This window comes from Brakhagea slesvicensis, from assembly GCF_052161625.1.
Taxonomy (GTDB): domain Bacteria; phylum Planctomycetota; class Planctomycetia; order Pirellulales; family Pirellulaceae; genus JBKCUI01.
On sequence record NZ_CP197412.1, the window covers coordinates 2,614,581 to 2,639,519 of the forward strand.

Here is a 24,939-nt window from a genome sequence, read left to right on the forward strand (position 1 = left end):
GGATGGTTTGGCAAGCTGTAGCCATTATTCCCATTTTTATATTTGGATAGTTTGGCTGTTCGGCGCCGATACTCTCTGGGAAGGCATCGGATTCTGGTACTCGTAACGATGGCAAAAATATGCTGCGACGGCGCATTCGATCAGCCACTGTGGGTGGCTTTGTCCTGGGAACTCTCGTTGCAGGATCGAACCATCTCGAGGGACAGACCGGTGGGGTTGGAAGTTCCGACAGGCCGCGATTGCGAACCCCGTCGATTCCTTCCGACGAACCCAAGCCGATTCTGTTGTTTGGCGAGGATGGGGATGATGACGTTCCCGTTGCCATGCCAATCGAGTCCAAGGGGGACCGCGCGCCGCTGATGGTCGGACCGCCCTCGACTGCGCCTGTTCCTTCTGCTCCCGTGAAGCTAAAAGACAAACAAGTCGTTGCACCGGCGCAGCCTTTAGCAGAGCAAGTGCCGCTCATCTGGCAGCTTGCTAATGTTGCGCATATTCACGCTTCTCCGTTCTTGGTGTGGCTCGCACCTCAGAGTGCCGAATCGATCTCAACGGTACCATCCCAGTCGGTGGCGACGGACCAAGAGGGGGCCGCGATCGATAGTCCCACGATGGCTGTCCTGGGGGAGAAGTCCCTCGGCGCGGCAGCAATCGCGGTAGAGGAGCCTATGGATTTGGAAGTGGATCCAGGTTTGCCACCGGTCGATCTACAGAAGGTGGAAGATGTTCGGGAAGTGGCGAGCGTACCGATGGGCACCGACATGCCGGCGACCGAAGAGGTTCCCAAGCGTCCACGCCCGGTGCGCATTCCATTAGCTCTCTCCGAGGGAGACGAAGTGCCCGGGGGGGCCGTCGGCAGCGACGATCAGACCAAGGTAACGGAGGAGTCGACAAGCCCTGCACCGATATCGACGGGGAAGAGGTCGCTCGCAGAGTTAGATGAAGAGCGGCGACAGGAAGAGCCCGCTATCGATAGTCCCGCCGCTCAAAACGGGAAAGAGGATCAAGGTGTCGATGCGCTTCTCGCGTCGAAGCCGGGCAAGCATCAGCGGGAAATCGTCATCGACGATCCGAATCGGCTTGGAAAGGCGGTTCCTCCAATCGTTGCCGCGCCGATTCTGGATGCGATCGAGGCGGCCCGACTTTCGAAGTGCAACGACTGTTTGAGCTATTACTTGAATCATCCGGAATCGACATCGGTCCGCTCACCTTGGGCGGTCATGCATGCCCTGTTGGCATTCGGGCCGGACTACGAATTGCAGCACGGCAGCAATCGGGTCAATGCGATAGGTTGGATGTGTCACAATGGAACTTGCCGAACGCAGAGAATGTTTACTCCTCGCGGGAGGGGGTTCATTCCCAATGTGGGGGCAGGAGTTCAGGGGCACGACGGACAGTTTCTCGCGATCTTGGCGCAGTCGAATGTCCCGCTCGACTATCCCATTCAGATTGGCGCCAACAAGTTCAAAGTGGAGGATCTGGTCCGTTACGAAATGGCTACTTGCAAGGAGCGATCGGAGCTTACTTTTAAGCTGATCGGGCTTTCTTATTACTTGGATTCCAATAAGCAGTGGCGAGCGAATGACGGCCGAATTTGGAGCATCTCGAAGCTGATCCAAGAGGAGTTGGCTCAGCCGGTGGTCGGAGCCGCGTGCGGTGGAACGCACCGGCTTATGGGATTCTCTTTTTCGGTTCGGCAGCGGAGCATGCAGGGGCAGCCCATCAATGGTCAGTTTGCGCGCGCCGATCAGTTCGTCCGCAACTACGTCGACTACACTTGGACGCTTCAGAATCCCGATGGAAGTTTTAGCACGTCATGGTACGAAGGTCGGGGGAATGAGCCCAACGATGAACGCAAGGTGCAAACGACAGGTCATATGTTGGAATGGTTGATGTACACCCTGCCGGATAGCGAAATCAATCAACCCCGCGTACAGAGGAGCATCGATTTCCTCTTGTCGAAGATCTACGACAAAAAGGAACACAAGTGGCCGATCGGTCCTCGAGGGCATGCAACGCGAGCGGTCTCACTGTACCAAGCTCGCTACCAAGAGATTCTCCAATCGACTCCCGAATTGCTCAAATCGAAAGGGTCAACAGCGAGCAGGCCCAGGCCGACGGCAACGCGACGATAGCGATCGAATCTACACCATCGTTGCTTTGTCGCGAGACTGGCCATGCCGAAACGCGCTATGCAGTAACGCGTCATGTCGAAACACGTCATGTCGAAACGTGCCGTGTCTTATGCGCGAGACCAATCCTTCAGCGGGGTAGCGTGGACCGTCGCGTTATCGGGCTGCATTCCTTGAATGCGATGAATCGATTGTAGGACAGACTCTTCGCTCAGCAGCGGTTGAAGCTTGAGTCGAAACGTTTTCGATTCTCCCCCTGAGAGGGTGACCAGTCGATTCTTTTTCTCCTCGAAGGAGCGTGGGTTTGGGAATCCCGTCGCGGGCTCCAGTCCGACCACGTACCCATCTTCCACCGCGGCAGTGTTCTTCCAGACGTTTAGATAGGGCAGCGTGCGTGTGTCGAAGTGGACCGCAAAGCCTCGACGGCGATCTTCTGATGCCAGCAGAGCTTCCGACCAACAGGCAGCATCGCATGCCGCGTTCAAGAAGTAGACTTGCTCCGCATAGCCCTCGGTAGGGCCTTCGCAACGGGACCAGGCTTCAAGTCCCTCGGCGGCTCTCGCATCGCGTGGACAGAGTGTTTTATACGCCGCATCGATCGTCGTTCCGGCTTGAACAACTGGCTGCCCCAAATTGATGTGGTAGAGCATTTGCATGGTTGTCGGAGTACTTCGAAGATTGGTTACCGTGTCGGTCACTTCGATGACCGGGCTGTTGACACGAAGCCGATATCGGCACTGTAATTCCAGCGAATAGACGAGGAATCTAGCTTCGCGGACCGTCGCGACAATGTCCATCGTCCCGTTTTCAGCGTCGACGGAGACTTCGATTTTCGACGCTGGCAAGTTCGCAATTCGACCGTGAAGCGGGTACTTCAAATTTCCTTGGGAATCGAAATCGGGTGCGCCGTTGCTTTGCAATCCGCACCGGACCAGCAGCTCATCAAACCCTTCGAGCCAGCCGATGCCCGACGGGTCGAGGACGGGAACGAGGCTGGGGTGGACAGGGCCATCGATGGGGCTGTTCCAACCGAAGTCGGTATTGGAGGCTTCGCATTTCCAAATCCCCATACCGCGATCAGGTAAGAAAATGACACGCAACGCGCCGGTATCGACCGATAGTAGTTCCATCCCCATCGACTTTCCGCCACCGATCGAGTTGAACTGCACAGCAAACCGCCCCGTTCCAGCTGTGATCTTTTCTGGTACAAACCCGACATCTTCGGCTTGGTCCAAAAACGGTTCGCGTAGAATCCAATGCGTTGCGGGATTGCTCGTGTTCATGGTTGTTGAAAAGGGAGCGGGAGCAGACGTTTGCAGCACGGCACGATTCTCTTTCATGCAGTGAATCCCCTATTGTAGTGATTGTGGTCATCGATCGGTATCGGAACACTTGGATGCAGGACGAAAAGGAAGCAAGGATCCAATTAGAGGTGTGCGTCGAGGACGCGCATGGGGCGGAGATTGCCATGCGAGCAGGTGCAACTCGCATCGAACTAAGCGAGCAGCTTGGAGTGGGGGGAATAACCCCTTCCCTCAAGAGGTTATCGGATACGTTGCAAATAACTGAAGTCCCAGTCATTGCATTGATACGCTGTCGGCCTGGTCATTTTATCTACACAAAGGCTGAGCAGGACGAGATGTTACGCCAATGTGGAGATGCTTTCGATCGAGGCGTTCATGGCGTCGCGGTGGGAGCCCTCGCGCGGAGTGTAGGCGACCGACGGGAGAGTCTGGATTGGGAGTTTTTGGAATCGATTGCAAGTCGTTTTACTGGTCGGGAGCTGGTGGTACATCGCGCGTTCGATCTCATCGCGGACCCTATCGCCGCAGTCTCGCGACTGCGAGAGATCGGTTACCGACGAATACTTACCAGCGGTGGACCGGACAAAGCCATAGATGGCATCGCGACCCTCGGAGTGTTGCAATCGCAACGCTTGATCGAGATTCTACCGGCGGGAGGGATTGGATCGCACAATGCGGCGATGATTTTGAAAACAACCGGTTGCACCCAACTTCACGGTTCCTTTCGCAATCCGAACCATATGTCCCATCCTATCCGCTCACCGGACCCCGGTGAGATCGCCAGCGTTCTCCAATGCCTCTATTCCATATGATGCAACTACCCGAATTGATTCCCGTTCAGCAAAAATTTCCCAAGCGGCCCGACGCGGATATTGCCACGATCATTCCTGCGTCGCTCGAGTTGTTTCGACCACAAATTCGGGGAGGTAGCCGAATTGCCATCGGGGTCGGAAGTCGAGGGATTACTGGCTATCGCGACCAGATTTCGATCGTGATCGAGACCCTTCGGACTTGGCTGGTTGAGCCATTTCTCTTTCCGGCTATGGGGAGTCATGGTGGGGGGACCGATGCAGGGCAGCGCGAGGTATTGGCTAGCTACGGCATCACCGAAGAGTCGATGGGGTGCGAGATTCGGTGCTCCATGGAGGTCGAGGAGATCGGGATGACGTCGCAAGGCATCGGGGTGGTTTGCTCGGCAGAAGCCCTCCGTGCCGATGGAATCCTGCTAGTGAATCGCATCAAACCCCACACGGACTTCTTTGGTAGCTTGGGGAGTGGGCTGGTAAAGATGAGTGTCGTCGGGTTGGGGAAGCAGGTCGGTGCAACTCGCTTTCACTTAGCCGCCATGAGGCTTGGATACGAACAAGCTTTGCTGAGCATTGCAGATACAATGCGTCGCCATACCCACTTGCTGGGTGGGATCGCTTTGCTGGAGGGGGAGCGGCATCAAACGGTCGAGATCCATGCCGTACAAGCCGCCGAGATGGTAAGTCGCGAACGAGAACTATTGTCAAAAGCCAAAGCCATGATGCCGACATTGCCATTCGATACGATCGATTTGCTCATTATCGATCGCATTGGAAAGGACATCAGCGGAGCGGGGCTTGATCCAAACGTCACCCAGCGAAGCATCCATGGATATAGTAGCCTTCCTATTCCACCCGATGCGAGGCGGCCATTTATCAAGCGGATCTATGTGCGCGATTTGACCGATGCGACCCATGGAAACGCGATCGGAATTGGCATGGCTGATGTCGTTAGCAACCGACTGCTCAGCAAGCTCGACCGGGCGAAAACGGTGCGAAACGCATTGACTGCCCTCACGCCCCAAAGCGCAAAGATCCCGATCGCGATGGACACCGACCGGGAGGCTATCGAGTCGATGCTCGCATCCCTTCCCATCGACGACGTCCGCACAGCTAAAGTCGTTCGCATCGCCAATACACTGGAGCTAGGTGAGATGGTGATCTCAGAATCCTTGCTCACAGAAGCCCTTCTTTCTGGGAAAGTCGAACGGAGTTCCACCGTGTGGCCGGCCCTTGATGGGTGAGCTGCTGTTATCCTTTGGTCGCTTTGATCAGGAAGGTCGGATTGGCGGCTTCCATTCGGAGGCGTTCCATCTGGTAATTGCCTCGCGAGATTTGGATCATCCACAGTTGGGGTTCGACCGCCAGTTTGTGTGTTAGCAGTTGTTGGAGCGCCACGACGTTGTCCAAACTCATCATGTTCGCTACCAGGCAACCACCTGATTGCAGACGAGGCCAAGCTTGCTCGACCAAATCGGTAACGGCTCGCCCCGTGCCACCGACGAAAATGGCTTCTGGGTCGGGTAGGTTTTGCCAAGCGGTCGGTGCTTCCCCGAGGACAGGAACTACGTTTTCCACTCCGAAGCGGGCGGCGTTCTCGAGGATCAAATCGTAATCTTCGGGGTCCATTTCAATCGCGTACGCTTTACCATGCCGAGCGATTTGGGCTGCCTCGATCGATACCGAACCACTCCCTGCACCGATGTCCCAGATGATCGATGTCTCGCGCAATTTCATTTCGCTTAGCGCGATGGAGCGGACTTCGCAAGGGGTGACCAATTCCCGTTTCGGTTTCGCCTGTCGAAAGACTTCATCGGGGTTCCCGAAGAGGCGAATGCGAGAGGAATCGGCCGGCTGGTCCGGAACACCTTTCTGGCGGACCAGCACCATGACATTGAGGGGTGAGAACTTTTGGTTCACGATATCTGATAGCTTGCAGCGTGTGACGCGTTCGTCCGGTGAGCCGAGATTTTCGCAAACGTAGGCGGTGAAGTAACCGATACCTTTGGCCATCAGGATTTCAGCCAGTCGAGCTGGTGGAATTTCTTCGGAGGTGAAGACGCCGACCTTTTCTGCGGAGCGGATCCGTTCGACGACTCGTTCGATCGGTTGGGATGCAACGTTGGTTAGGTAGGCTTCGTCCCAGCTTTCTTTGACTCGCGCGAAAGCCAGTTGCATGCTGCTCACATGCGGAAGGACTTCAAAGCGATCTTTGCCTAAGCGATCGCACAGGAATCGGGCAGTGCCGTAAAACAAGGGGTCGCCGCTAGCAAGCACCACGGTGAGGCCGGACGCGCGATCCACGATATTGGCCAAGCGATCCAAGTCGCCGCCAACGGTTTCGCGGGATCCTTTGTATTCAGGGAACTTTTCGAGAAGGAGTGCGGAACCGATAAGTAGCGATGCGGAGTGAATGATGTCGGAGGCTTGTTTGGTTAATCCTGCTGCGCCATCGTCGCCAATACCGATGATCCAGATTTTGTTATTCATTGAGTGCTCGCGATTATGTGGGGGGCGATGGATCGTGGAATGATCCGGAATGTCATTACAATCCGGGGTACTGTCGACAGAATTCATAGACCGCCATCGTGGTAGCGGTCGCAACATTGTAGGAATAGGGACGGCCGTATACGGGGATCTCCACGACCCGGTCCAAGCGATCTAATTCCTCTTGGGAGAGTCCTTCTCGTTCGCTGCCGATAACGAGCGCGGTTTTGGGAACAAAGGAGAATGTATAGAGGCATTCCGAGTGAGTGGTCTGCTCCAATCCCACCCGTTGATACCCTTCGGAGGCAAGATGCTCGAGGGTAGGGGCGAGCGAGCGTCGTTGCACGATCTCGACCACTTCGATTGCATCGCGCGCGATCTCTTTATCGACACGTCCGGGACCGCACTGAATGATTTTGGTAATTCCAGCGCAGCCGGCGAGGCGAACGATACGGCTCAAATTGACATTGCTCCGCATGGGGGCCAGCACCAAGACCAGCTCGCGCGGTTGCGAGAGTTCCGTCGGCGGCTTGTGGCGAACATGTTCAAATCGCCTCATGACACCAGTTCATCCAATCGTTGAAGAATTCCCTGTAGGATGTCGCGGTCCGATTCCGGTCGGAGCGAAGCCCCTTTGGGTTGTGAATCGCTCGCGATGACTCCTCGCATTTGCAGAAACATCGCGCAGTTATGTTTGTAGGCAGGGACGGGATTCCGAAACGCAAGGAACCCTAGGTACTGCAGCCAATCGTTGATTTCGTAAAAGCGATGGTCCCCTTCCAGCCAATAGCGATCTCGTTTCGCGAACGCTTCCGGGTAGAATGCGGAGAGGCCGAGCAAGTAATCGCTTCCCCACTGCACCATATCGATCGCAAGATCATTGCCCGTATAGATTTTGAAGTCGGGGCGCACACGATTGCGTATTTCCAGGCGTTGCCATTCCAAGTCGCGAGAGAGCGAAGAATGTTTGATACCTGTCAAAGTAGGCAACTGGATCCATTCGATAAAAAAGCCCAGATCGTAGATTTCACCGAAGGGTACAAACATTTTCCCCAGCTCGAATCCGATGACCTCCTTTCTCTGTGCGCAGACCTTTTCGTAGAGCGTCATGCGCTTCGGTGCATCGAGTTGAGCAAGACCCGTCGACTGGAACAGAATTGGAATGCCTCCGGCGGTCTCGATCCGTTCGCTTTCGCTGAGATAGTTCGAGAGAAGATCTCCCTCGAGATCTTGGACGAACGTTCCCGCAACAAAGGATCTGCCTGACGATTGCTTCTGGACAAATGCCAAGACATCATGGCGTGCGGAGGGGGACAGCAGATTGGCGAAGCCGGTGTCCATGTTGACGGCCGGTGTGAGACCCGATGTCCAAGTCCTTTCGAGGCCGTTGGCATAGGAGTCGAAATCGATTTCACCGGTCGGTTGAAACGGCAGCAACACGGCGGAGATGCCGGCGATGGGGCGTTGCGGGATGACGCTAGGGATGTTGGCCATGAGAAGTTCCGGCGCTGAAGGGCTTCAAACGAAAGCCCCATTATGCAGGAACTGAATGATAAACAAAGGCCGTCAGATCAGCCGTAAATCGGTTTGCGATCGGCTGTTGATTCGGCAGCCCAGTGGAAATCGACAACGTCGGGCTGATCCATCTGCCACGTGTAGAAGGCAGGTGTGTCATCGATGACAGCGGGGAAATCAACGATACCGTCATGAGCAGAACGGAGAATCACCCCCAGACCTTCCAGTTCGCTGACGTAATCATCGAGGTGGGAAGATTCGTTCTTCAAGTCCTCTTGGATCTCGGTGATTTCCGCGTCGTAGATTTGGAAGCGCGCTTTCCCGTCGTGCCGGCGGAGCATGCGGCGGAGATTGGATTTCCTCTCCGTCAATTCCCGATGCGACAGTGCGATATCCGTAACGATCAACCGGAGCAGAGGAAGCATCGCTCTGGCTTGATCGATCGTGAAGACTTTTTTGTCGTTGGTGCCCATGGCTCTCGCCCCCCTCGCGGATGGTTTCCAGATGTACAGACGATACCGACATCTTAGGAAAAGGAAAAGTTCACTTGGACAGGCTGCTCTCACAGCGAGCTTTCATGCGGACGTGAATTGCACCGTACAGAAGCCATTAAGGTTAGTTGGTTTTGCATTGCAAAACCGCCGCCCGGAGACTTCCACTCAATTCCTACTTCAATTCTTGCTTGAGAATTCAAGCATTCAATTGCTGACCGTCCCAGAAAACCGGAAAATTCGAACCGATCGTTAGGGTGAATTCGTTACAAACATCCTCGACAATTTCAACGTTGACCTGCTTTTTTCGCCTCACAGCCCCCGAAACGAGGGCCAGATCGGCAATCTGAGCGATCCGGCGTGGTATTCCTTCTGCTAATTCTTGGATTCGCGTGATCGACTGTGCGTCGAAAATCTCGGGGTCTCCACCCACAGCGGAGATGGCGAACTCAAAGTACTCAGCGACTAGTCCCAGATCCCAGGGGGGCAAGTCGATCCGAAGATCGCTTTGCTCGATAAGCCATCTGGGGAGATCGACCAATGATTCTTCGTCCAGGCTCAGCAGGCTCGTCACTCCAGGAATACGAGAAAGCCTGGCAAAGAGTTCAAGCTGGGCCTCGGTGAACGCTTTTGTTTCGTCGAAAACCACGATGGTGTGGTGTCCGACCGTTCGCAAGCTCATCACCATGTCGCTGATCCGCAACACGTTTTGTTCGATCGAACCAACACCGACAGGGCTATCCGGGTCGAGTTGCTCGAGTGCTTGGCAGGTTAAGTCAAACGGAGTTTGTCCGAGCAATCGGAGTAGGCATGGATGTTCGTTGGTCGTTTGAAAGACGCGCGATTGCAACAAGTGATGAAGCAGTGTGCTTTTCCCCACACCGCTAGGGCCCACGACGAGGCCAAGCTTTTTCCGTTGGGAGACTAGAAAGTCTCCGCGAGCTAGAGCTTCCTCGACCGATCCGGCCAAGAAGATATCTCGAAAGGACTGCGGAGCGCTGAAGGGATTCCCCTTCAGTTTCCAGTAGCGTAGATAACTCATGAACGCCTCTGCGGTTTGAACGTATTTTTTGGTAAAGTTCGGCACGAACGCTTGCAGTGCATGACGGAAATCTGGCAACTGGGAAGTTTTTGAGGGAAGTTCCGTATTTTCTTTGAAGATTCCTTCGACCGATGGCCCCCCGCACCCCTTCGCATTACACTCGGAAAGCATGATCGGTCCCATATTTCAAAGAGAAACGGCAACGCTCCCCAGGCGAAGCCGGCACTATGTCAGCCGCGTTGTCTTCGCGCTGATGACATTCGGCATTATCTGCACGACGTGGCTGCTCCTGGCTGGGATTCAACCGGTTCAAAATCCCGGCGATCTCGCGCGCTTTGGTGTCCTCATCTTTCAGCTGATCGCCCCCTTTCAACTCCTTGTTTTGATGTTCACCGCGGCGTTGGCAGGGACGACGGCGGTCAGTCATGAAAAGGACAAACAGACGATCATCTTGCTACTGATGACGTCGCTCACGAATGCAGAAGTGGTGCTTGGGAAAGTTGGCGCCGGGCTCCTGGCTTCCTTCAACGCGTTTTTTGCCTCTCTCCCTGTCCTGTTTATGGTTTTGCTCCTCGGGGGAGTTTCGGTCGAGCAAGTCGTCGCGTGTAGTTGGGTTACCGCTGCCGCCTTGTTCGCCAGCGCGACGCTGGGGGCTACGATTGCATTCTGGCGTGAGAAGACCTTCCAAGCCCTTGCGGTGACCTCGCTGTTGCTCGCATTCTGGTTGGGGCTCGGGGAGCTCGTCGCCTCGGGGGGAATTTCGTTTCTCCCAGCCCGTTTCGCGTTGCTTTTCAGCCCGCTTCGCGCGGTGCTCGATATTTGCCAACCGGTTGCCACGCAAGCCATTTTAGAGGGTGCGAACTGGAATAATGCTTGGTGGTCCGGCGGGGTGATTCTCGGGCTTGGCGTTCTCTGGCTGGCCATCTCCATCGTCATGCTTCGCGTTTGGAACCCATCGCGTGAGCGCCGCCCCGTCAACCATGCTTCCGAGTTTTCAGAACCAGATGTTGCACCAGAGTTTTTGCAAGGGGCAACAACCGAGCGAGTGGTAAAGGCTTGGAAGAGTCGAGCACCTCGGACGGTTTGGAGCAATCCGATTTTGTGGCGTGAGATGAGAACTTGGGCGTACGGGCGCAAGATCGTTTTTGTGAAAGCGGCCTACTTGCTGTTCGCTGTCGTGATTGGCTTGGGTCTGTATCGTATGGTCGACAGCGGCGCCGCGTTAGCATCGACCACGTACCAAGAAGAATTGGTTCCTGCAACGGTATCGCTGCTGGCCCCCTTCTTTGTTTTGTCACTCATCTTGGTCAATGCGTTGGCGGTCAATTCCATCACGAACGAGCGGGATGGGGGAGCGCTCGATTTGCTTCTGGTGACAGAGATCACCCCCGCCAATTTCCTTTTGGGGAAGATGGTGGGTGTGTTGTACGTGACGCGCGAGATGGTGTTCGCGCCGCTTGCTCTTTGTTTGTTCCTCTGGTCGCAGGGTGGGCTCACGACGGAGAATTTGCTTTTCACCGTGGTTACCTTGCTGGTCATGAATGTGTTTGTCGCGATGTTGGGAATTCATTGCGGGATGAACTATTCGCAGAGCCGCGTCGCCATCGGTACGAGTTTGGGGACCGTCTTCTTTCTGTTTCTCGGAATCGCGGTTTGCATGTTGATCATGCTGATGTTCCGCGGGTCGTTCGGCCGTCAATTGGCGCCGTTCTTGTTCATCATTCTCGGGGGTGGTACCGGTTTGTATTTGGCCTTAGGATCGCGGAATCCATCGCCAGCGATCACGCTCAGTTCGTTCTTGTTGCCGTTTCTGACCTTCTTTGCCATCACCAGTTTCTTGCTGCGCGATCAAGAGATGACGGTCTTTTTAACCGTCGCGATTTCTTATGCGTTTGCTACTGCAGCCATGATGGTCCCGGCGCTGAGTGAGTTTGATTTTGCTTTGGGACGGGCTCGAACGTTGGATGAAGAGTAGGTTTAGCCCCCTACGTCGTCAGCTCGGTAGTCTTCCAGTGCTTCTTGCCAAAGGGTAGGGGCATCGGCTGCGAGTCTCGCACCCACTTGGCTGATGACGTTCATGCACATGTAGTTCGCACCTCGAGCGGCGATCGCAGGGGAGTAGCCGTGGGTTACGCCATACAAGAATGCGCCGGCGAACATGTCTCCTGCTCCGGTCAAATCTTTGGGTTGGCAAGTGAAAGCAGGGACGTGAGTTTCCTCTCCTTCGTAGTGGACAAAGGCTCCATGCGGGCCATCGGTCACCACGCAATGAGGGACCAATTTCTTCAGACGTTCGAAAGCGGCCGCGCTGCTGGTGGATTGTGTAACGGCCATTGCTTCGGGAGCATTGCAGAAGAACAGGTCGCAGCTCTTGAGGGCCTCGTGCAACGCTTCGCCGAAGACTTGCGGGACGAAGGCATCCGAGCAAGTGATCGCGATCTTGGTTCCGGATGCTTTCGCGTTGTGGATGGCTTCGCGGATGGCATGCTGGCCGGTCGCAGGATTGGCAAACACATAGCCCTCGATGAAAAGCCATTCGGAATCGGCGATGCGACGAGGGTCGACATGTTTGGCGGCCAAGTGGCTGGAAACGGCCAAGCAAGTGCGCATGGTCCGTTCGGCGTCGGGGGTGATAAGGGCAAGGCATGTACCGGTTGGTTCGCCGACGACGATCGGGTTGCCGATATTGATTTTTAGGTCGTTGAATTCTTCGGCGTAGTGGAGTCCGTATCGATCATCGCCGACGCATCCGATGAATGCGCCTCGTCCGCCAAGTTGCGAGAGTCCGATAATCGAATTGGCTACGGAGCCACCGCTGACCAACCGAAGCTCATGTTCCTTGGTGGAAAGTTTGTCGAGCAGCTGTTTTTGCTCATCTGCTTCGACGAGTCGCATGGTACCTCGTTCGAACTGGAGAGACGCGAACTCGGCATCGGTGACTTCGATGAAAATATCGACAATCGCGTTTCCCAAACCGCAGACATGATAAGGACGCATGCACTCAGACCTATCTAGCAACCGCAATAACGAAATAAAACGAAGGCGTCAGTTTTACAAACTGGCCGGCGGATGTCGATGGAGCGGCACCCCGCTCTCACCGTTTTCGTTGGAATTCACTGCGGCTTTTTGCATGCAGCTCGACTCGAGCTACGAAATTCGTTCGGCTACCTGAGCGAGTCGCTGCCAGCAGAGGTCTTCCCCAGCGGCTTCGAGGAAGAAGGCAGCGCGGTCTCGATCCGCGGCCGAATCCAACCGGAACCGGAGCCCATCTTTGGACAAGGCCTCTGGCAAGGGGATCCACTTCGACTGGAATAGTTCAGGGTTGCGTCGAATCACAGCGGGGACGTCGCATGGCTCGCGATGCAAGTCGGCGTCCCGCAATTTGCTCAAGGCTCTGGCGGCGCACATTTCGCCGACGAGCCCGAGTGCTTGGAGTGAGAAGCTCGGCTGAGAAGGGGTCATGAAACCGACGAAGTCCGCTTCCGGGTTTGCCCATCCTCGGGATACCAATCGATCCAGTAAGGTTGGGTCAGTGAATGGGCACAGGGGACTAGCAAAAACGATCCACTCGGCGGTGAAGCGTTCGGCGACTTCCAGTGCCCGTTCGGTGGGGCTGGCATGGACGCTGGGGATCCATCGAGCGTGACATAGACCTGCCTGAGAAATGCGATTGCGATACTGAATCGGACCGGTGACAGCGATGGTGTCGATAAGTGTCGATTCGGCCAATCGCCGCACGCACCATTCCAGCAAAGTCAACCCATCCAGCCGCCGCAATGCACCATCGATGCGTTTGACATCGGGGTTGTTCGTGTCGTCACAGATCGCCAAGTCAATCAATGCGATCGTCTGACGTCCATATGGGGCGCGGGGCGTGTAGGAGTCCGTTGTGTTCGCAGCCATACATAAGCTCCATGCAGTCGGAAATGGCGGAGAGGAATCGCTCTAAATCAAGATGCGAGTGTCACGGTGTTACTGCTCATCCTAGTCATGCAATCAGGCTCGCTGGCCGAAGCGAGCAAGCTCACTGCAATGTATCCCTCACCGACACCCCATGCAACTATACGAAGTGAAAATTGACACAATGGCAGTGAGCGATGCTAGCAATCGCTGACTGATCATCGACCATGTGGGAACCCCCTATCGAGAGAACTCCGGAACTTCGTTGTCCCTGCTTTACATTCGCTCAAAGCTGTGCATACTTGCTCCCCCCCTTCGAAAGGTTCGGTTCTCTTCTTCCCTTTTCGATTCACGACCGCATGGCACACGACTGGACAGCTCGCCTCTCTGTTGCGGAGGTCTCCACCTTCCGCTGGAGTTTCGAGGAAGATGTTCTTCGCTACCGCGATCACGGTTACCAGGCGATGGGTGTCTGGCGAATGAAGCTGGCAGACTATGGTGAAACCAAAGGTGCCGAGTTTCTGGAAGAGCAAAACATGCGCGTCTCGTCCTTGAACTGGGCAGGTGGTTTTACAGGGCACGATGGCCGTTCGTTCCGAGACTCGATGCATGATGCGCTCGATGCGATCGAGGCAGCCGCATTGCTCAAAGCGGATTCGCTTGTGATCCTCGCCGGGAGTCGATCGGGTCACACTCGCAATCATGCCAAGCGGTTGCTCACGCAGGCGTTGAAGGAGTTATCGGAGGCAGCGTCGGCGGTCGGTATTCAGCTGGCAGTGGAGCCGATGCACATCGGCTGTGCACAGGACTTTACTTTCCTCACATCCATTCCGGATACGCTCGATGTGATTGCGAAGATCGCGTCTCCGAACTTGGGTATTGTCTTTGATAGTTATCATCTTGGCCAAGACGAGAACGTCATCGATTGGCTCCCTGCCATCGTGCCTCTCGTTCGATTGGTGCAATTGGGAGATGCTCGAAGCGCACCGATGGGGGAGCAGAACCGCTGCATGCTCGGCGATGGTCGGCTTCCCATCGGTTCGATGATCCATTCGCTAGAATCGTGCGGCTACAAAGGCTACTACGAAGTCGAACTCGTCGGCGAGGATGTTGAGCATTACGGTTATGACAAACTTCTCACCGATTCGCGTCATCGACTCGAGCAATTGACTCGAGTCATTTAGAGTCTATTCCGAAGTCATGGGTAACCGCGGTTAGTTTTGGAGCCAGCTAGGGAGAACGCCCAGTCCTGGTAGTTCGATCAACTGCACCTTCTCAATCGATTGGATCGCGAGAAGCTGTTCCAGTGCGATTTTGGGTGGTACGCCATCAAGGTTGAGTACACCGATCGCGTGCCCGCCTGGCTGGTGGCTTGCTCGACCCACCGACATCTGACCGATGTTGACTTGATGTTGTCCGAAGACCGTGCCGACTCGACCGATGATCCCGGGAACATCGGTGTGGGTGAAGAAGAGCATGTGACCATCGAGATAGGCTTCGAGTCGGTAGTCGTCGACCGATATCAATCGGGGCATGTTGTTTCCGAAGACGGTGACCCCTGCTTTGAGGCGTTGGCCGCTGCCGTAGACTTCGGCTGAGATCGACGAAGTGAATGCACCGAGGTCGCGATTGCGGTTCTCGGTCAGCTCGATACCTCGTTCGCGAAGGAGCATTTCCGCATTGATGATATTGACGTCTTCGGACATGGCTCGCTCAAGGAGTCCAGCGCAGAAGGCAGCGGTAAGGAGTTTTGTATCCTTGTCAGCGACTTCACCGCGGTAATTGAGTTGGCACGAGCTGATGCTTCCTTCGTGCCACTGTGCCATAAGCAGGCCTAGTCGATAGGCCGCGTCGAGATTGCCACGGAGGGCCTCCAAGGTTTTGGGGTCGAGTGCGGCGACATTGACCGCGTGTCGAATCTCCCCGGTCTTGAAGAAGTTGATCAAGAGTTGAATCCCCTCGATCGCAACTTGGGTTTGTGCCTCTTCGGTGCTGGCTCCCAAGTGAGGTGTGCAGACAACACCGGGCATGCCGAACAGTTTGCTTTTGGAGCAAGGTTCTTCTTCGAACACGTCGAGTGCTACGCCTGCGATGATCCCTTGCTCAAGCCCTTCAATGAGTGCTTCCTCTTCGTAGATCCCTCCTCGAGCGCAGTTCACCAACCGGATTCCCTTCTTGAGAAGGTGCAGTTGTTTTCGATTGACGATGTACTTGGTCTCGTCGGTGAGGGGGGTGTGGACGGTCAGGTAATCCACTTTGGGCAAGATGTCTTGGACGGTATTCACCTTTTCGATGCCCAGCTTGACGGCCTGTTCATCGGAGAGGAATGGGTCGAAGGCGATGACTCGCATTCCGAATGCCAAGGCGCGCAGCGCGACTTCGCGACCGATGCGTCCCATACCGATCACCCCCAGCGACTTATCGGCAAGCTGAGTTCCCATGAAGGATTTGCGATCCCACCGGCCTTCGATGAGGCTTTGGTAGGCAGGAGCCACCGATCGCGAAAGGGCCAGCATCAGTGCAAAGGTATGTTCGGCGGTGCTGAGTGTATTGCCTGCCGGCGTGTTCATCACAACGATACCAAGGCGCGTGGCAGCGTTTTTGTCGATGTTGTCGGTACCTACTCCTGCCCGGACGATGGCCCGCAGACGTTTGTTCCCTTCAAGCGATTCGGCGGTGATTTTCACTCCGGAGCGAACGATGGCGCCGTCGAATTCGTTGAGAGACTTTCGCAGTTCCTCACCCTTGAGACCGGTTCGGACTTCGTACTCAAAATCGGGCTCGGCGTTGAGCAAGTCAAATCCTTCCTGTGCAATCGGATCGAGAACAAGAATGCGATAGGTCATGGGAGGTTTTCTGGTAAGCAGTCAGGTTCAATTCAAGTCGTGAAGGAGAAGAGCGACCGCGAGAGAGGTCGCTCTAGATGATTGCAGTCTTTAGGCGTGCTTGGATGCAAAATCTCGCATGTAATCGGCGAGGGTTTGAGCGCCCTCCATAGGCATCGCGTTGTAGATGCTGGCTCGGATGCCCCCCACGCTGCGGTGTCCTTTGAGCGAATCGAGTCGATGGGCTTTGGCGCCATCGAGGAAGGCCTTTTCGAGTTCTTCGCTGGGAAACCGGAAGGTGACATTCATGAGGGATCGATCTTCTTTGCGAGCGTGTCCCAAATAAATGGAGGGGGATGCATCGAGTGCATCGTAGACCAGTTTGGCCTTCTTTTGATTATGCGAGTACATAGCGTCCAAACCACCGATGGTCGATTCCACCCATTCGGCGACCAATCCCAAGACATAGACGGCGAAGGTGGGAGGCGTATTCCACATGGAGCCTTCCTTCGAGTGGTTGTTGTAGTTGAGGTAGCCGGGCAATTGGTCCGAGGAACGAGCAAGCAAATCGCGGCGAATGATGACGACGGTGACCCCGGCCGGGCCGGCGTTCTTTTGAGCGCAGGCGTACATCAAACCGTATTTTTGGATGTCGACAGAGCGGTACAGGAAATCGGACGAGGAATCGCAGACCAAGGGAGCGGGCGAGGAGAGGTCGGTCGGAAACTGAACGCCCTGAATAGTCTCGTTGCTCGTGATGTGCACATAGGCTGCCTCCGGTGAAATCTTTAATTCTCCGTCGTTTGGCAACCGATCGTAGTTGGTCGCTGCGGCGTCGAAGAGGACTTCCGTGGTTCCTTCCTTTTTCGCTTCCGCAAGTGCGTACTTGCCCCAGGACCCGGTCAATACGTACTGGGCGGGGCCTTTTTGTCCTCGAAGGAGGTTCATGGGGATCATCGAGAATTGGAGTCGCGATCCCCCTTGGAGGAAAAGAACGTCGTAATCGGCGGGGATGTTGAGCAAACGGATCAGCCGTTCTTTCGCTGCATCTTGAATGGCGATGAATTGTTTGCTTCGGTGCGAAATTTCCATAACGGAAGCACCGCAACCGGGGAGGCAAAGCATTTCGTCCCGAATGCGTTCCAACACAGGAACTGGCAGTACAGCCGGGCCGGCGGAGAAGTTATAAAGTCGTTTTTCCATGGTTTCTGTTATCGAGCGTTCGTCGGCGTCGGATGTTCGGAGTAGGTCTTGGTTTTCCAGTGCTGGAGATGCATTGCGGGTGCGGCTTTCGGGCCCCAGGCAGGAAAGCCCGGAATTTTACGGCCATTTTCACTATTGCGGAAGGACTGATCCTTTCCGCTTCCTGAATCGAACTTATGCGTCAGCCTTCGCGAGTCACTCGTTATGAATCACCGTAGTACCCGCGATGTCGTCGTGGATCTTCAAAAGCATGGGCGGCTGATCGAGGTCACCGAGCCGGTCTCTCCGTGCTTGGAAATGGCGGAGATCCAGCGACGAGTCTATGAGAGGGGAGGCCCAGCCCTCTTGTTCAGCAATGTGCCTGGTTCTCGATTTCCGATGGCGAGCAATCTCTTTGGTTCGCTCGAGCAAGCTCGGTTTCTATTCCGCAAGACGATCGATCGGGTCCGGCGGGCGATCGAGCTCAAGATCGATCCGACGGCATTGTTCAAGAATCCATTTCGCTACGCGTCGGCTCCTTGGACCGCTTGGTCGATGCTACCCAAGTCGGCTCGGTCCGGGCCTGTGCTCGCGCACTCTGTCCCCTTGAGCGAGCTGCCTCAGTTGATTTCCTGGCCGCGGGATGGTGGCGCGTTTGTGACATTGCCTCAAGTTCTCAGCATGGGAATCGAGACGAGTCTGATGAAAGCCAATCTCGGGATGTATCGCATTCAGTTATCGGGGAACGAGTACGAGAAGGATCGGGAGATGGGTCTTCATTACCAGTTGCACCGAGGTATTGGTGTGCACCATCAAGCTGCGATGGCGGCTGGCAAGCCGTTTCGCGTCACGGTCACGGTGGGGGGAACACCAGCGATGACGCTCGCAGCCGTGATGCCCCTCCCTGAAGGCCTCAGCGAGTTGACGTTCGCCGGCGCGCTAGCGGGGCATCGCATTCCGATGATCACGCATCCATCGCATGCCCCGATCTATGCCGATGCCGATTTCATGATCACCGGGACAATCGATCCGGAGCGAACGAAGCCGGAAGGTCCATTCGGCGATCACTTGGGCTACTACGCGAAAGTGCATGAATTTCCGTTTATGCGAGTCGAACGCGTGTCGCACCGACCGGGGGCTATCTGGCCCTTTACGGTAGTCGGGCGACCACCGCAGGAGGACACTACCTTTGGGGAGCTTATCCACGAGCTCACCGGTGATGTGATTCCCACGGTGTTACCCGGGGTGAAAGGGGTTCACGCAGTCGATGCAGCCGGGGTGCACCCTCTGTTGTTGGCGATTGGCAGTGAGCGCTACACGCCGTATCGTCGCCCGGATCGTCCGCAGGAATTGTTGACGCAAGCCAACGCCATTCTTGGGCAAGGCCAGCTCTCTTTAGCGAAGTACTTGTGGATTGCAAATCAAATGGATGCACCGGAGTTGGACATCCATGACATTGCGGCTTTCTTTCGACACATGCTCGAGCGCGTCGATTGGTCGCGGGATTTGCATTTCCAAACTCGAACCACCATCGATACGCTCGACTATAGCGGCGAAGGGTTTAATCAGGGATCGAAGGTTGTCATTGCGGCGACCGGGTCCAAGAAACGGGACTTGCATACCGACGCGACGGTGGTTCCGAAGTTCCCCGCGACGGTTGTATCTGCGAAACTGGCGTTGCCAGGTGTGTTTGCCTTGCAAGTCCGCGAGGGATTGACGCTTCGGGCGGTTGCGGAGAGCCTCGATGGATGTTGGGAGGTGCCCGAGGGGGACGGGGTGCAGATGTTTGTGTTGACCGATGACTGCGAGTTTGCGGCCAAATCGTTGAAGAACTGGCTGTGGGTGACCTTTACGCGTAGCAATCCCGCGATCGACATCGACGGAGTGCGCGCCTTTAGCGATTTCAAGCATTGGGGGTGCCGCGGTCCTCTGTTGATCGATGCGAGGATCAAACCCCATCATGCCCCACCCCTGGTGGAGGACCCAGAGGTGAATGCGAAAGTGGATGCGATGGCCGCGCGAGGAGGCCCGATCTCCAAATTCCTTTAGGAGAGAAATTGGGTGTTGGTAGCGGTAGCGATCTCGAGCAAGGGGTCCCAATCCTGCGGGCCATAACCCAGGTGCAAGTGTTTGTTCCAGCCTTCCGCGTATTGGGAAGGGGCATGGGTTATTTGGGCTACCTCGGCGTTCAAATCCAGCATGGTTTGAAGGTAGGAATTCATTTTCTGTGTACTGGCTAGCCAGTTCTGTTGCGATTGGTGGCAGCTTAGCATGGCCAGCTTCGTCTCCATGACCTCGTCGATCGAAACGACATAGGTTGGGATGGCGAGACGGTTATCCGGGGTGCGATTTCCGTGCGGTTGGGCATGGTAGAGTGCGATGTCGCCATCGACGGGTGATTGCTGGGGATCGGTTTGATAGTTGGGGACCGAGCGGGTAAAGGCGGCCGTCACAGCGAGACGGCAGGCTTCCATGTGATCCTCCATGTAATCGTGACGGGCATGGGTGAGGACGATCGATGGGTTCGCGCAGCGGACCACGGCGGCGACTTTGGCCAGATTTTCTCGGTTGTAGAAGACATCGAGATCGTCGCAAATGGGTGGGTAGAAGGTCGCTCCGAGAATCGCCGCCGACTGCTGCGCCTCCCGCAGGCGGATTTGGGCGGTGGTGGCGCGATCGGTTTCGTTCGAGCCACAGCATCCGTTGGCAAGGTTCATGTAGTGAATCTGCCAACCGGTCGCTTTCAAACGGAGCAGGGTTCCGGCTGCGACGAATTCGATGTCATCAGGATGGGAGAAGAGGGCGAGGACCGATCGACGAGGAGCTTCGTTCGTTGACGTTGACGCTGTCATGGGAGAGACTGGTGGCAAGTGGGATCTGCGGTGAGCGCTTTGCGAAGATGATAGCCGAAATGTTTTGGTTGTCCCCACATCGTTGTGCGTTGGATCCCGTTTTCATTCCCATTGCATCTTGATCACGAAGCAGATACGTCCATGAGTTTGTTTGCCCCACCCAGTGGCTTCGTCGCCGACACGCGACCTTTGATTTTGGCGAGCAGCTCCCCTCGGCGTCGCGAACTGCTAGACCGGTATGGCTATGCGTTCAGGGTGGTGGAGCCCGATCCGAACGCGGAGTGCGGCATCTGTTCGCGCGAGACACCTCCGGAGCTGGTCGCTAGGCTCGCGTATCAAAAAGCGGCGAACGTGATTGAAAAATTGGATCGAGGGTTGGTTGTCGGGTGTGATACGGTGGCGGAGTGCGTCGGAATTGTTCTTGGAAAGCCTGAAAATCGAGAGCATGCACGAGAGATGTTGCGCAGGCTGCGCGGCCGCGAGCATTCGGTCTACAGCGGCCTTTGTTTGTGGGACAAGGAGACGGCGAACCGGATTGTGCGTGTCGACGTTTCGAAGCTTTGGATGGATGCCATCGATGACTCCGAATTGGAAGCCTACCTCGACACCGATCAGTGGGTTGGGAAGGCGGGCGCTTTTGGGTTCCAAGATGGGCCGGACTGGATCCACTTGCGAACTGGCAGCCCGACCAACGTCGTCGGGCTCCCGATGGAATTATTGGCCGATTCGCTCAACCGGATGTGAACGTCCTATGAAGCAGTCCCCGGGGAACTGCTTCATCCGTACGCCCGCCGCATAGGGCATCGGGTCTAGGACAAATCCGATTTTCGAAGGGATCTCTTTCGCCATCGCCATGCACCGCCCGCGATTCCGAAGCAGCCCAGCAACAGCATGGAGCTTGGTTCGGGAACGGCCGAGACGCTGAAAGAAAGGTCGTCGATGCCCAGTCCGTGATCGTTACCAGCATCGTTTCGTTCGATCCAGCGAAGCCAAAGGGAATCGCCTGTGGACCAATTCAATCCGGCGATGGTTCCGCCCAAGCCTTCGACGCGGCCGGCGATATTTCCGTCCACTGCGGCTGCCGAGGCTGTGGCTACTGGAGAGGTGAAGTCGAAGTTCGAACCAGGTGCATTCCATGCTGCGACGGTGTCGAAGGCGGCCCCGAATCCATATTCGAAGACCATGGTTTGTGCGGTCGCATTCCCGCCGTTTCGCCATTGTTCCCCTGCAAAACCGAGGGTGAAGGAGTCGATGGTCGAGCCTGTTTGATTCTCGAATTGAACGGCCATGTAACCCGCGACGCTTCCTGTAGCTGGGCTGCCGAAATAAGTGCCACCGGAACCGGTGCTGCCAAGGGCTCGTTCGGACGAACCGGTCGATCCAAAGCTGTAAAAACTACCGGTAGTGGTGCTGCCCGTACCCGGGAGATACGTGGGGACTGCCGCGTTTGTGGAATTGAAGAGAGACCAACCTGGCAAGGTGAGGTTGTTGGACCACGCAACAGCTGCGCCGCTCGAGACCAGCGTGTTGAAGTCCTGGGTGTAGGTCGCGTTCAAGTCGCTAACCGTGATGCCTGCTCGAAGCTGGGGTGACAGCAGGAAGTTCAAAAATGCACAAGCTGCTATCAAACGGAACGCAAACGCCGCTTTCATAGAAGTCTCCTCGTGGTGATGGATCAAAGATGTAATGCGAGAGGAGTGTCAATAGTATAGATGCTAGGCAAATAAAAAGTAACGGGGAGATGAAGATTGCATGAAGATCGCTGGCTTTCCCGGCTCTAACGGGCGCGATTGAGAAAGTTCGTCATCGCCAGAGCATCGAGGGGATCGAGGGAGCCGTCCATGTTGATGTCGACGAAATCGAGGGCTAGGTCACGGTCGGGACGAAGGATACGAGAGCCTCCGGTATTGATCGCGTTGATGATGGACAGAGCATCCAGCGGGTCGATCGATCCGTCGTCGTTCACGTCGAACTCGTCCCCGACGTTGGTCCAGAAGGGTTGATCTTCCTCTGCGATCAAGACATCCAAAACGGCAGCGATGACTCCCGGGCCCGAGGCTGAAATTCGCACCGATCTCGTTCCTTCGACTACGAAATCATCGATGGTTTGAATCGGCACAGCGATCTGTGTAGAACCTGCAGTAAGTTGCACCGAAGTTGGGATGGATAGTTCGCTAGGGCGATCCACCGATAACGCGATGGTGACACCCCCAGCTGGTGCAGGGGATCGCAGGCTCAGGATCACGACCCCAGACCGTTCGGAGGGGATGTCTTCGTTCAACCGCTCCTTTCCCTGCAAGACCAATTGCAGAGGCTGGTAGTCTTCCACTGACATTGCCAAGGACGCGCCGACGTATCGGGGTTCCGAAACGCTTACTAGCACATTTTGTAAGCCGTCAAAGAGATTGTCGTCCACGGCGGTGATTCCGACATTCACGGAGGACTGACCGGCAGGGATGGTCACACTGGTCGGGAGCGTTAGCTCGGACGTATCGGAGCTGTTCAGCGCAACGGTGATCGCTTGTTGGGTGTCGGTGTTCGACCTAGACACGGTGAGGATGGAAACACCTGCCCCTTCGTTTTCTCGAAATCGGGTTCGCGTCGCCGACACTTGCAGGGGCTCGTGGTCGGTGACGATGACGTTGAAGGGATTGCTCACAACAGATCCCGCTTCCGCTCTCACTTGCACGGATATATTTCCGTCTAGCAGGCGATCATCGATTGCTTGAACGGGTACTTGCACCGAAGTCGCTCCTGCTGGAATGATTACCGATTCGGGCATGGTAAGCTCGGTGGTGTCGCTGCTTACGAGTCGAATCGAGAGAGGAGTGTTGAGGGCGAAGCCGACCCGTTCGACGGTGACGGTTGCGGCATTGGTTCCTGCGTTCTCGGGTATCGACGCTTTGTCCATTCGCAGAGTGAGCGATGGCGCCCCGTTGACTTGAACGTTAAAGGAACGCGTGGCTCGTCCGCCGTCGTCGTCCTCGACTGTGATGGTTCCTGTAAAGGTGCCCGTGCGGTTGTAGGTGTGTTGGCCACCGAATCTCCCTCGGGTTGGAATTCCGGGTGAGCCAAGCGATGTGATAATGGCCGATCCGCGATCGACTGTTGTTCCATCCCCCCAATCGATTGTGTAGGTGAATCGTTCTGTGCTGGGAGTGGGTGCATTGGGCATCCCAAATCCAGGATCGGAAAAGACTCCTAGGTTTGGCAGGGAGATCGGCACTCCGACTTGGGTGTTCGAAGCAACGGGTTGGTCTAGGGTCGGGGGTACGTTTGTGGTGGATAGGGAAAAGGGATACGTTTTTTCCCCGTACAAAGATCCGCGAAGGAGAACGCTGCCTGTGAGGGAAGCGTTGTCTCCATAGACATGGTTGGCGGAGAGTTCGACGCGAGGGAGGTTCAATTGCCAGCCGACGTCTTGCAGGGCAGCGAGATCCAGTCGGGTGGGAAGTTTTCGTTGGCCTCCTGTGACCGCGGTGGACATGAGTGTTTGTTGCCCGCCGCTGAGGAGGGAGTTGGCGAAGTGATCCCCATCCTGCATCGGGATCGGATTGACCCCGGCGATGGCGACCGAGTTGGGCCCTACAAATCCGGAGGGTGTCAGTTTTGCGTCGAAACTGCCGCTGAGACCGAAGCCGAGCAAGTGGAGCAGTTCGTGGGCGGCGACCGAGGCGAAGTCGAATTCGTTGCTGTCGAGGCCTTCTGTGGTGAGACCGAAGTGCCATGTGTCGGTAGGATCGAACACCAGCGAACCACCCCAAGGGCCGAAGTCCGTGGGAGGGGTTGCGACGGCTCCCGATTGTCCGCGATGGCGTACAGAGTCGACAAACGCTTGCGAAGTTGCAGAGACAGAAAACCCGCCGCGATTGGCAATAGCAAGCGGAGTTCCGAGCGAGCGGGCTCCTACAAACACCAAGATTTCGTTGGCTGCGATGGACAGGTTGTTGCGAGAATCGCTCGCGCCTGTCGCTGGATTCTGAAACCTCGCCGTCCATTGATTGCTGCCGCTGGGTTGGATGGCCAGCAGCGTATCGCTCCATTTCGAGGTGATCGAGTCCGCCACCCGTTGCAGCGTCTGTCGACGAGCGCTATCCGCAAAAAAGCCGGTCGTGTCGGTGGAGTAATCAAAGCGAAATCGAAGCGGGCTCAAGGTTGGTTGCGAGGCGACGGTACCTGGTGAACTGCTCCCATCCCCCCACTGAACGATGGCGGAGATTTGCCCTCCCAGCCCCGATGTATCGTAGGATTGGGAAAGTGGGTAGACCGAGCCTTCTGCTGCCAGGGGTAAACGGGACTCGAGCCACTCGATCGAGCCGATACGCCTCTCATTTCGCGATCTCATCTTCACTCCTTCGGTTATCGCGGTCGGTACAAGCCTCCGTCGGTCAAAAGCCTATGTCCGT

Annotated in this window: 20 protein-coding genes; 7 read left to right on the forward strand and 13 right to left on the reverse strand. The window is 55.9% G+C overall.

Going from position 1 to position 24,939, the window contains the following annotated elements; genetic code table 11:
• The first annotated feature begins 119 nt into the window (after window positions 1–119).
• The gene (locus SH467x_RS09955) at window positions 120–2,132 is read left to right on the forward strand and encodes a hypothetical protein (RefSeq protein ID WP_482371114.1); all 2,013 of its coding nucleotides are present in this window, start codon (window positions 120–122) and stop codon (window positions 2,130–2,132) included.
• 107 nt (window positions 2,133–2,239) lie between these two features.
• Here SH467x_RS09955 and SH467x_RS09960 read toward each other — a convergent pair whose 3' ends face one another.
• Window positions 2,240–3,469 carry an aldose 1-epimerase family protein gene (locus tag SH467x_RS09960; protein WP_482371115.1) on the reverse strand — a complete coding sequence of 410 codons (1,230 nt, stop codon included), beginning with the start codon at window positions 3,467–3,469 and terminating at the stop codon, window positions 2,240–2,242.
• Window positions 3,470–3,525: 56 nt separating this feature from the next.
• Between SH467x_RS09960 and SH467x_RS09965 the strand changes: the two genes are divergently transcribed.
• Window positions 3,526–4,245 carry a copper homeostasis protein CutC gene (locus tag SH467x_RS09965; protein ID WP_482371116.1) on the forward strand — a complete coding sequence of 240 codons (720 nt, stop codon included), beginning with the start codon at window positions 3,526–3,528 and terminating at the stop codon, window positions 4,243–4,245.
• Window positions 4,242–5,483 (forward strand): nickel pincer cofactor-dependent isomerase, group 22, encoded by a 1,242-nt coding sequence (locus SH467x_RS09970; RefSeq protein WP_482371117.1) that lies wholly within the window; start codon window positions 4,242–4,244, stop codon window positions 5,481–5,483. The genes SH467x_RS09965 and SH467x_RS09970 overlap by 4 nt, the downstream gene beginning before the upstream one ends.
• A gap of 7 nt (window positions 5,484–5,490) precedes the next feature.
• On the opposite strand, the gene cbiE is transcribed toward SH467x_RS09970, so the two are convergent.
• From cbiE to SH467x_RS09995, 5 genes are all read right to left on the reverse strand, one after another.
• Complete coding sequence (gene cbiE / locus SH467x_RS09975; protein ID WP_482371118.1) at window positions 5,491–6,729, reverse strand: precorrin-6y C5,15-methyltransferase (decarboxylating) subunit CbiE; 1,239 nt, start codon at window positions 6,727–6,729, stop codon at window positions 5,491–5,493.
• 55 nt (window positions 6,730–6,784) lie between these two features.
• Window positions 6,785–7,285: a TrmH family RNA methyltransferase gene (locus tag SH467x_RS09980; protein ID WP_482371119.1), complete on the reverse strand. Its 501-nt coding sequence runs from the start codon at window positions 7,283–7,285 to the stop codon at window positions 6,785–6,787.
• Window positions 7,282–8,220 carry a dihydrodipicolinate synthase family protein gene (locus tag SH467x_RS09985; protein ID WP_482371120.1) on the reverse strand — a complete coding sequence of 313 codons (939 nt, stop codon included), beginning with the start codon at window positions 8,218–8,220 and terminating at the stop codon, window positions 7,282–7,284. Before SH467x_RS09985 ends, SH467x_RS09980 begins: the two co-directional genes overlap by 4 nt.
• A gap of 77 nt (window positions 8,221–8,297) precedes the next feature.
• Window positions 8,298–8,714, reverse strand: a complete 417-nt coding sequence (locus tag SH467x_RS09990; protein ID WP_482371121.1) for a DUF2203 family protein — start codon at window positions 8,712–8,714, stop codon at window positions 8,298–8,300.
• Window positions 8,715–8,931: 217 nt separating this feature from the next.
• Entirely contained in the window at window positions 8,932–9,945 is a 1,014-nt protein-coding gene (locus tag SH467x_RS09995) for an AAA family ATPase (RefSeq protein ID WP_482371122.1), read from the reverse strand.
• Between SH467x_RS09995 and SH467x_RS10000 the strand changes: the two genes are divergently transcribed.
• Complete coding sequence (locus SH467x_RS10000; RefSeq protein WP_482371123.1) at window positions 9,944–11,749, forward strand: ABC transporter permease subunit; 1,806 nt, start codon at window positions 9,944–9,946, stop codon at window positions 11,747–11,749. The genes SH467x_RS09995 and SH467x_RS10000 overlap by 2 nt on opposite strands.
• A 2-nt stretch (window positions 11,750–11,751) precedes the next feature.
• On the opposite strand, the gene SH467x_RS10005 is transcribed toward SH467x_RS10000, so the two are convergent.
• Window positions 11,752–12,771: an adenosine kinase gene (locus SH467x_RS10005; protein ID WP_482371124.1), complete on the reverse strand. Its 1,020-nt coding sequence runs from the start codon at window positions 12,769–12,771 to the stop codon at window positions 11,752–11,754.
• Window positions 12,772–12,921: 150 nt separating this feature from the next.
• Window positions 12,922–13,677, reverse strand: coding sequence for a cytidylyltransferase domain-containing protein (locus tag SH467x_RS10010; protein WP_482371125.1), 756 nt, complete (start codon window positions 13,675–13,677; stop codon window positions 12,922–12,924).
• Between the two features lie 356 nt (window positions 13,678–14,033).
• Here SH467x_RS10010 and SH467x_RS10015 point away from each other — a divergent pair, with 356 nt between their 5' ends.
• On the forward strand, window positions 14,034–14,858 hold the full coding sequence (locus SH467x_RS10015) for a sugar phosphate isomerase/epimerase family protein (protein WP_482371126.1): 825 nt from the start codon (window positions 14,034–14,036) through the stop codon (window positions 14,856–14,858).
• A 30-nt stretch (window positions 14,859–14,888) separates the two neighbouring features.
• Here SH467x_RS10015 and serA read toward each other — a convergent pair whose 3' ends face one another.
• Together serA and serC are read right to left on the reverse strand one after the other, a co-directional pair.
• On the reverse strand, window positions 14,889–16,520 hold the full coding sequence (gene serA, locus SH467x_RS10020) for a phosphoglycerate dehydrogenase (protein WP_482371127.1): 1,632 nt from the start codon (window positions 16,518–16,520) through the stop codon (window positions 14,889–14,891).
• A 90-nt stretch (window positions 16,521–16,610) separates the two neighbouring features.
• The gene (serC, locus tag SH467x_RS10025; protein ID WP_482371128.1) at window positions 16,611–17,702 is read right to left on the reverse strand and encodes a 3-phosphoserine/phosphohydroxythreonine transaminase; all 1,092 of its coding nucleotides are present in this window, start codon (window positions 17,700–17,702) and stop codon (window positions 16,611–16,613) included.
• 204 nt (window positions 17,703–17,906) lie between these two features.
• Here serC and SH467x_RS10030 point away from each other — a divergent pair, with 204 nt between their 5' ends.
• On the forward strand, window positions 17,907–19,730 hold the full coding sequence (locus tag SH467x_RS10030; RefSeq protein ID WP_482371129.1) for a UbiD family decarboxylase: 1,824 nt from the start codon (window positions 17,907–17,909) through the stop codon (window positions 19,728–19,730).
• Here the strand turns inward: SH467x_RS10030 and SH467x_RS10035 are convergent.
• A complete protein-coding gene (locus tag SH467x_RS10035; RefSeq protein ID WP_482371130.1) occupies window positions 19,727–20,533 on the reverse strand; it encodes a PIG-L deacetylase family protein in 807 nt (268 codons plus the stop codon). The two genes, SH467x_RS10030 and SH467x_RS10035, sit on opposite strands and share 4 nt — an antisense overlap.
• Before the next feature lie 141 nt (window positions 20,534–20,674).
• On the opposite strand from SH467x_RS10035, the gene SH467x_RS10040 reads away from it, so the two are divergent.
• Entirely contained in the window at window positions 20,675–21,277 is a 603-nt protein-coding gene (locus tag SH467x_RS10040) for a nucleoside triphosphate pyrophosphatase (protein ID WP_482371131.1), read from the forward strand.
• A gap of 65 nt (window positions 21,278–21,342) precedes the next feature.
• Here the strand turns inward: SH467x_RS10040 and SH467x_RS10045 are convergent, their stop codons facing one another.
• Together SH467x_RS10045 and SH467x_RS10050 are read right to left on the reverse strand one after the other, a co-directional pair.
• On the reverse strand, window positions 21,343–22,185 hold the full coding sequence (locus tag SH467x_RS10045) for a PEP-CTERM sorting domain-containing protein (RefSeq protein ID WP_482371132.1): 843 nt from the start codon (window positions 22,183–22,185) through the stop codon (window positions 21,343–21,345).
• 125 nt (window positions 22,186–22,310) lie between these two features.
• Window positions 22,311–24,878, reverse strand: coding sequence for a dockerin type I domain-containing protein (locus tag SH467x_RS10050; protein ID WP_482371133.1), 2,568 nt, complete (start codon window positions 24,876–24,878; stop codon window positions 22,311–22,313).
• Window positions 24,879–24,939: the final 61 nt, after the last annotated feature.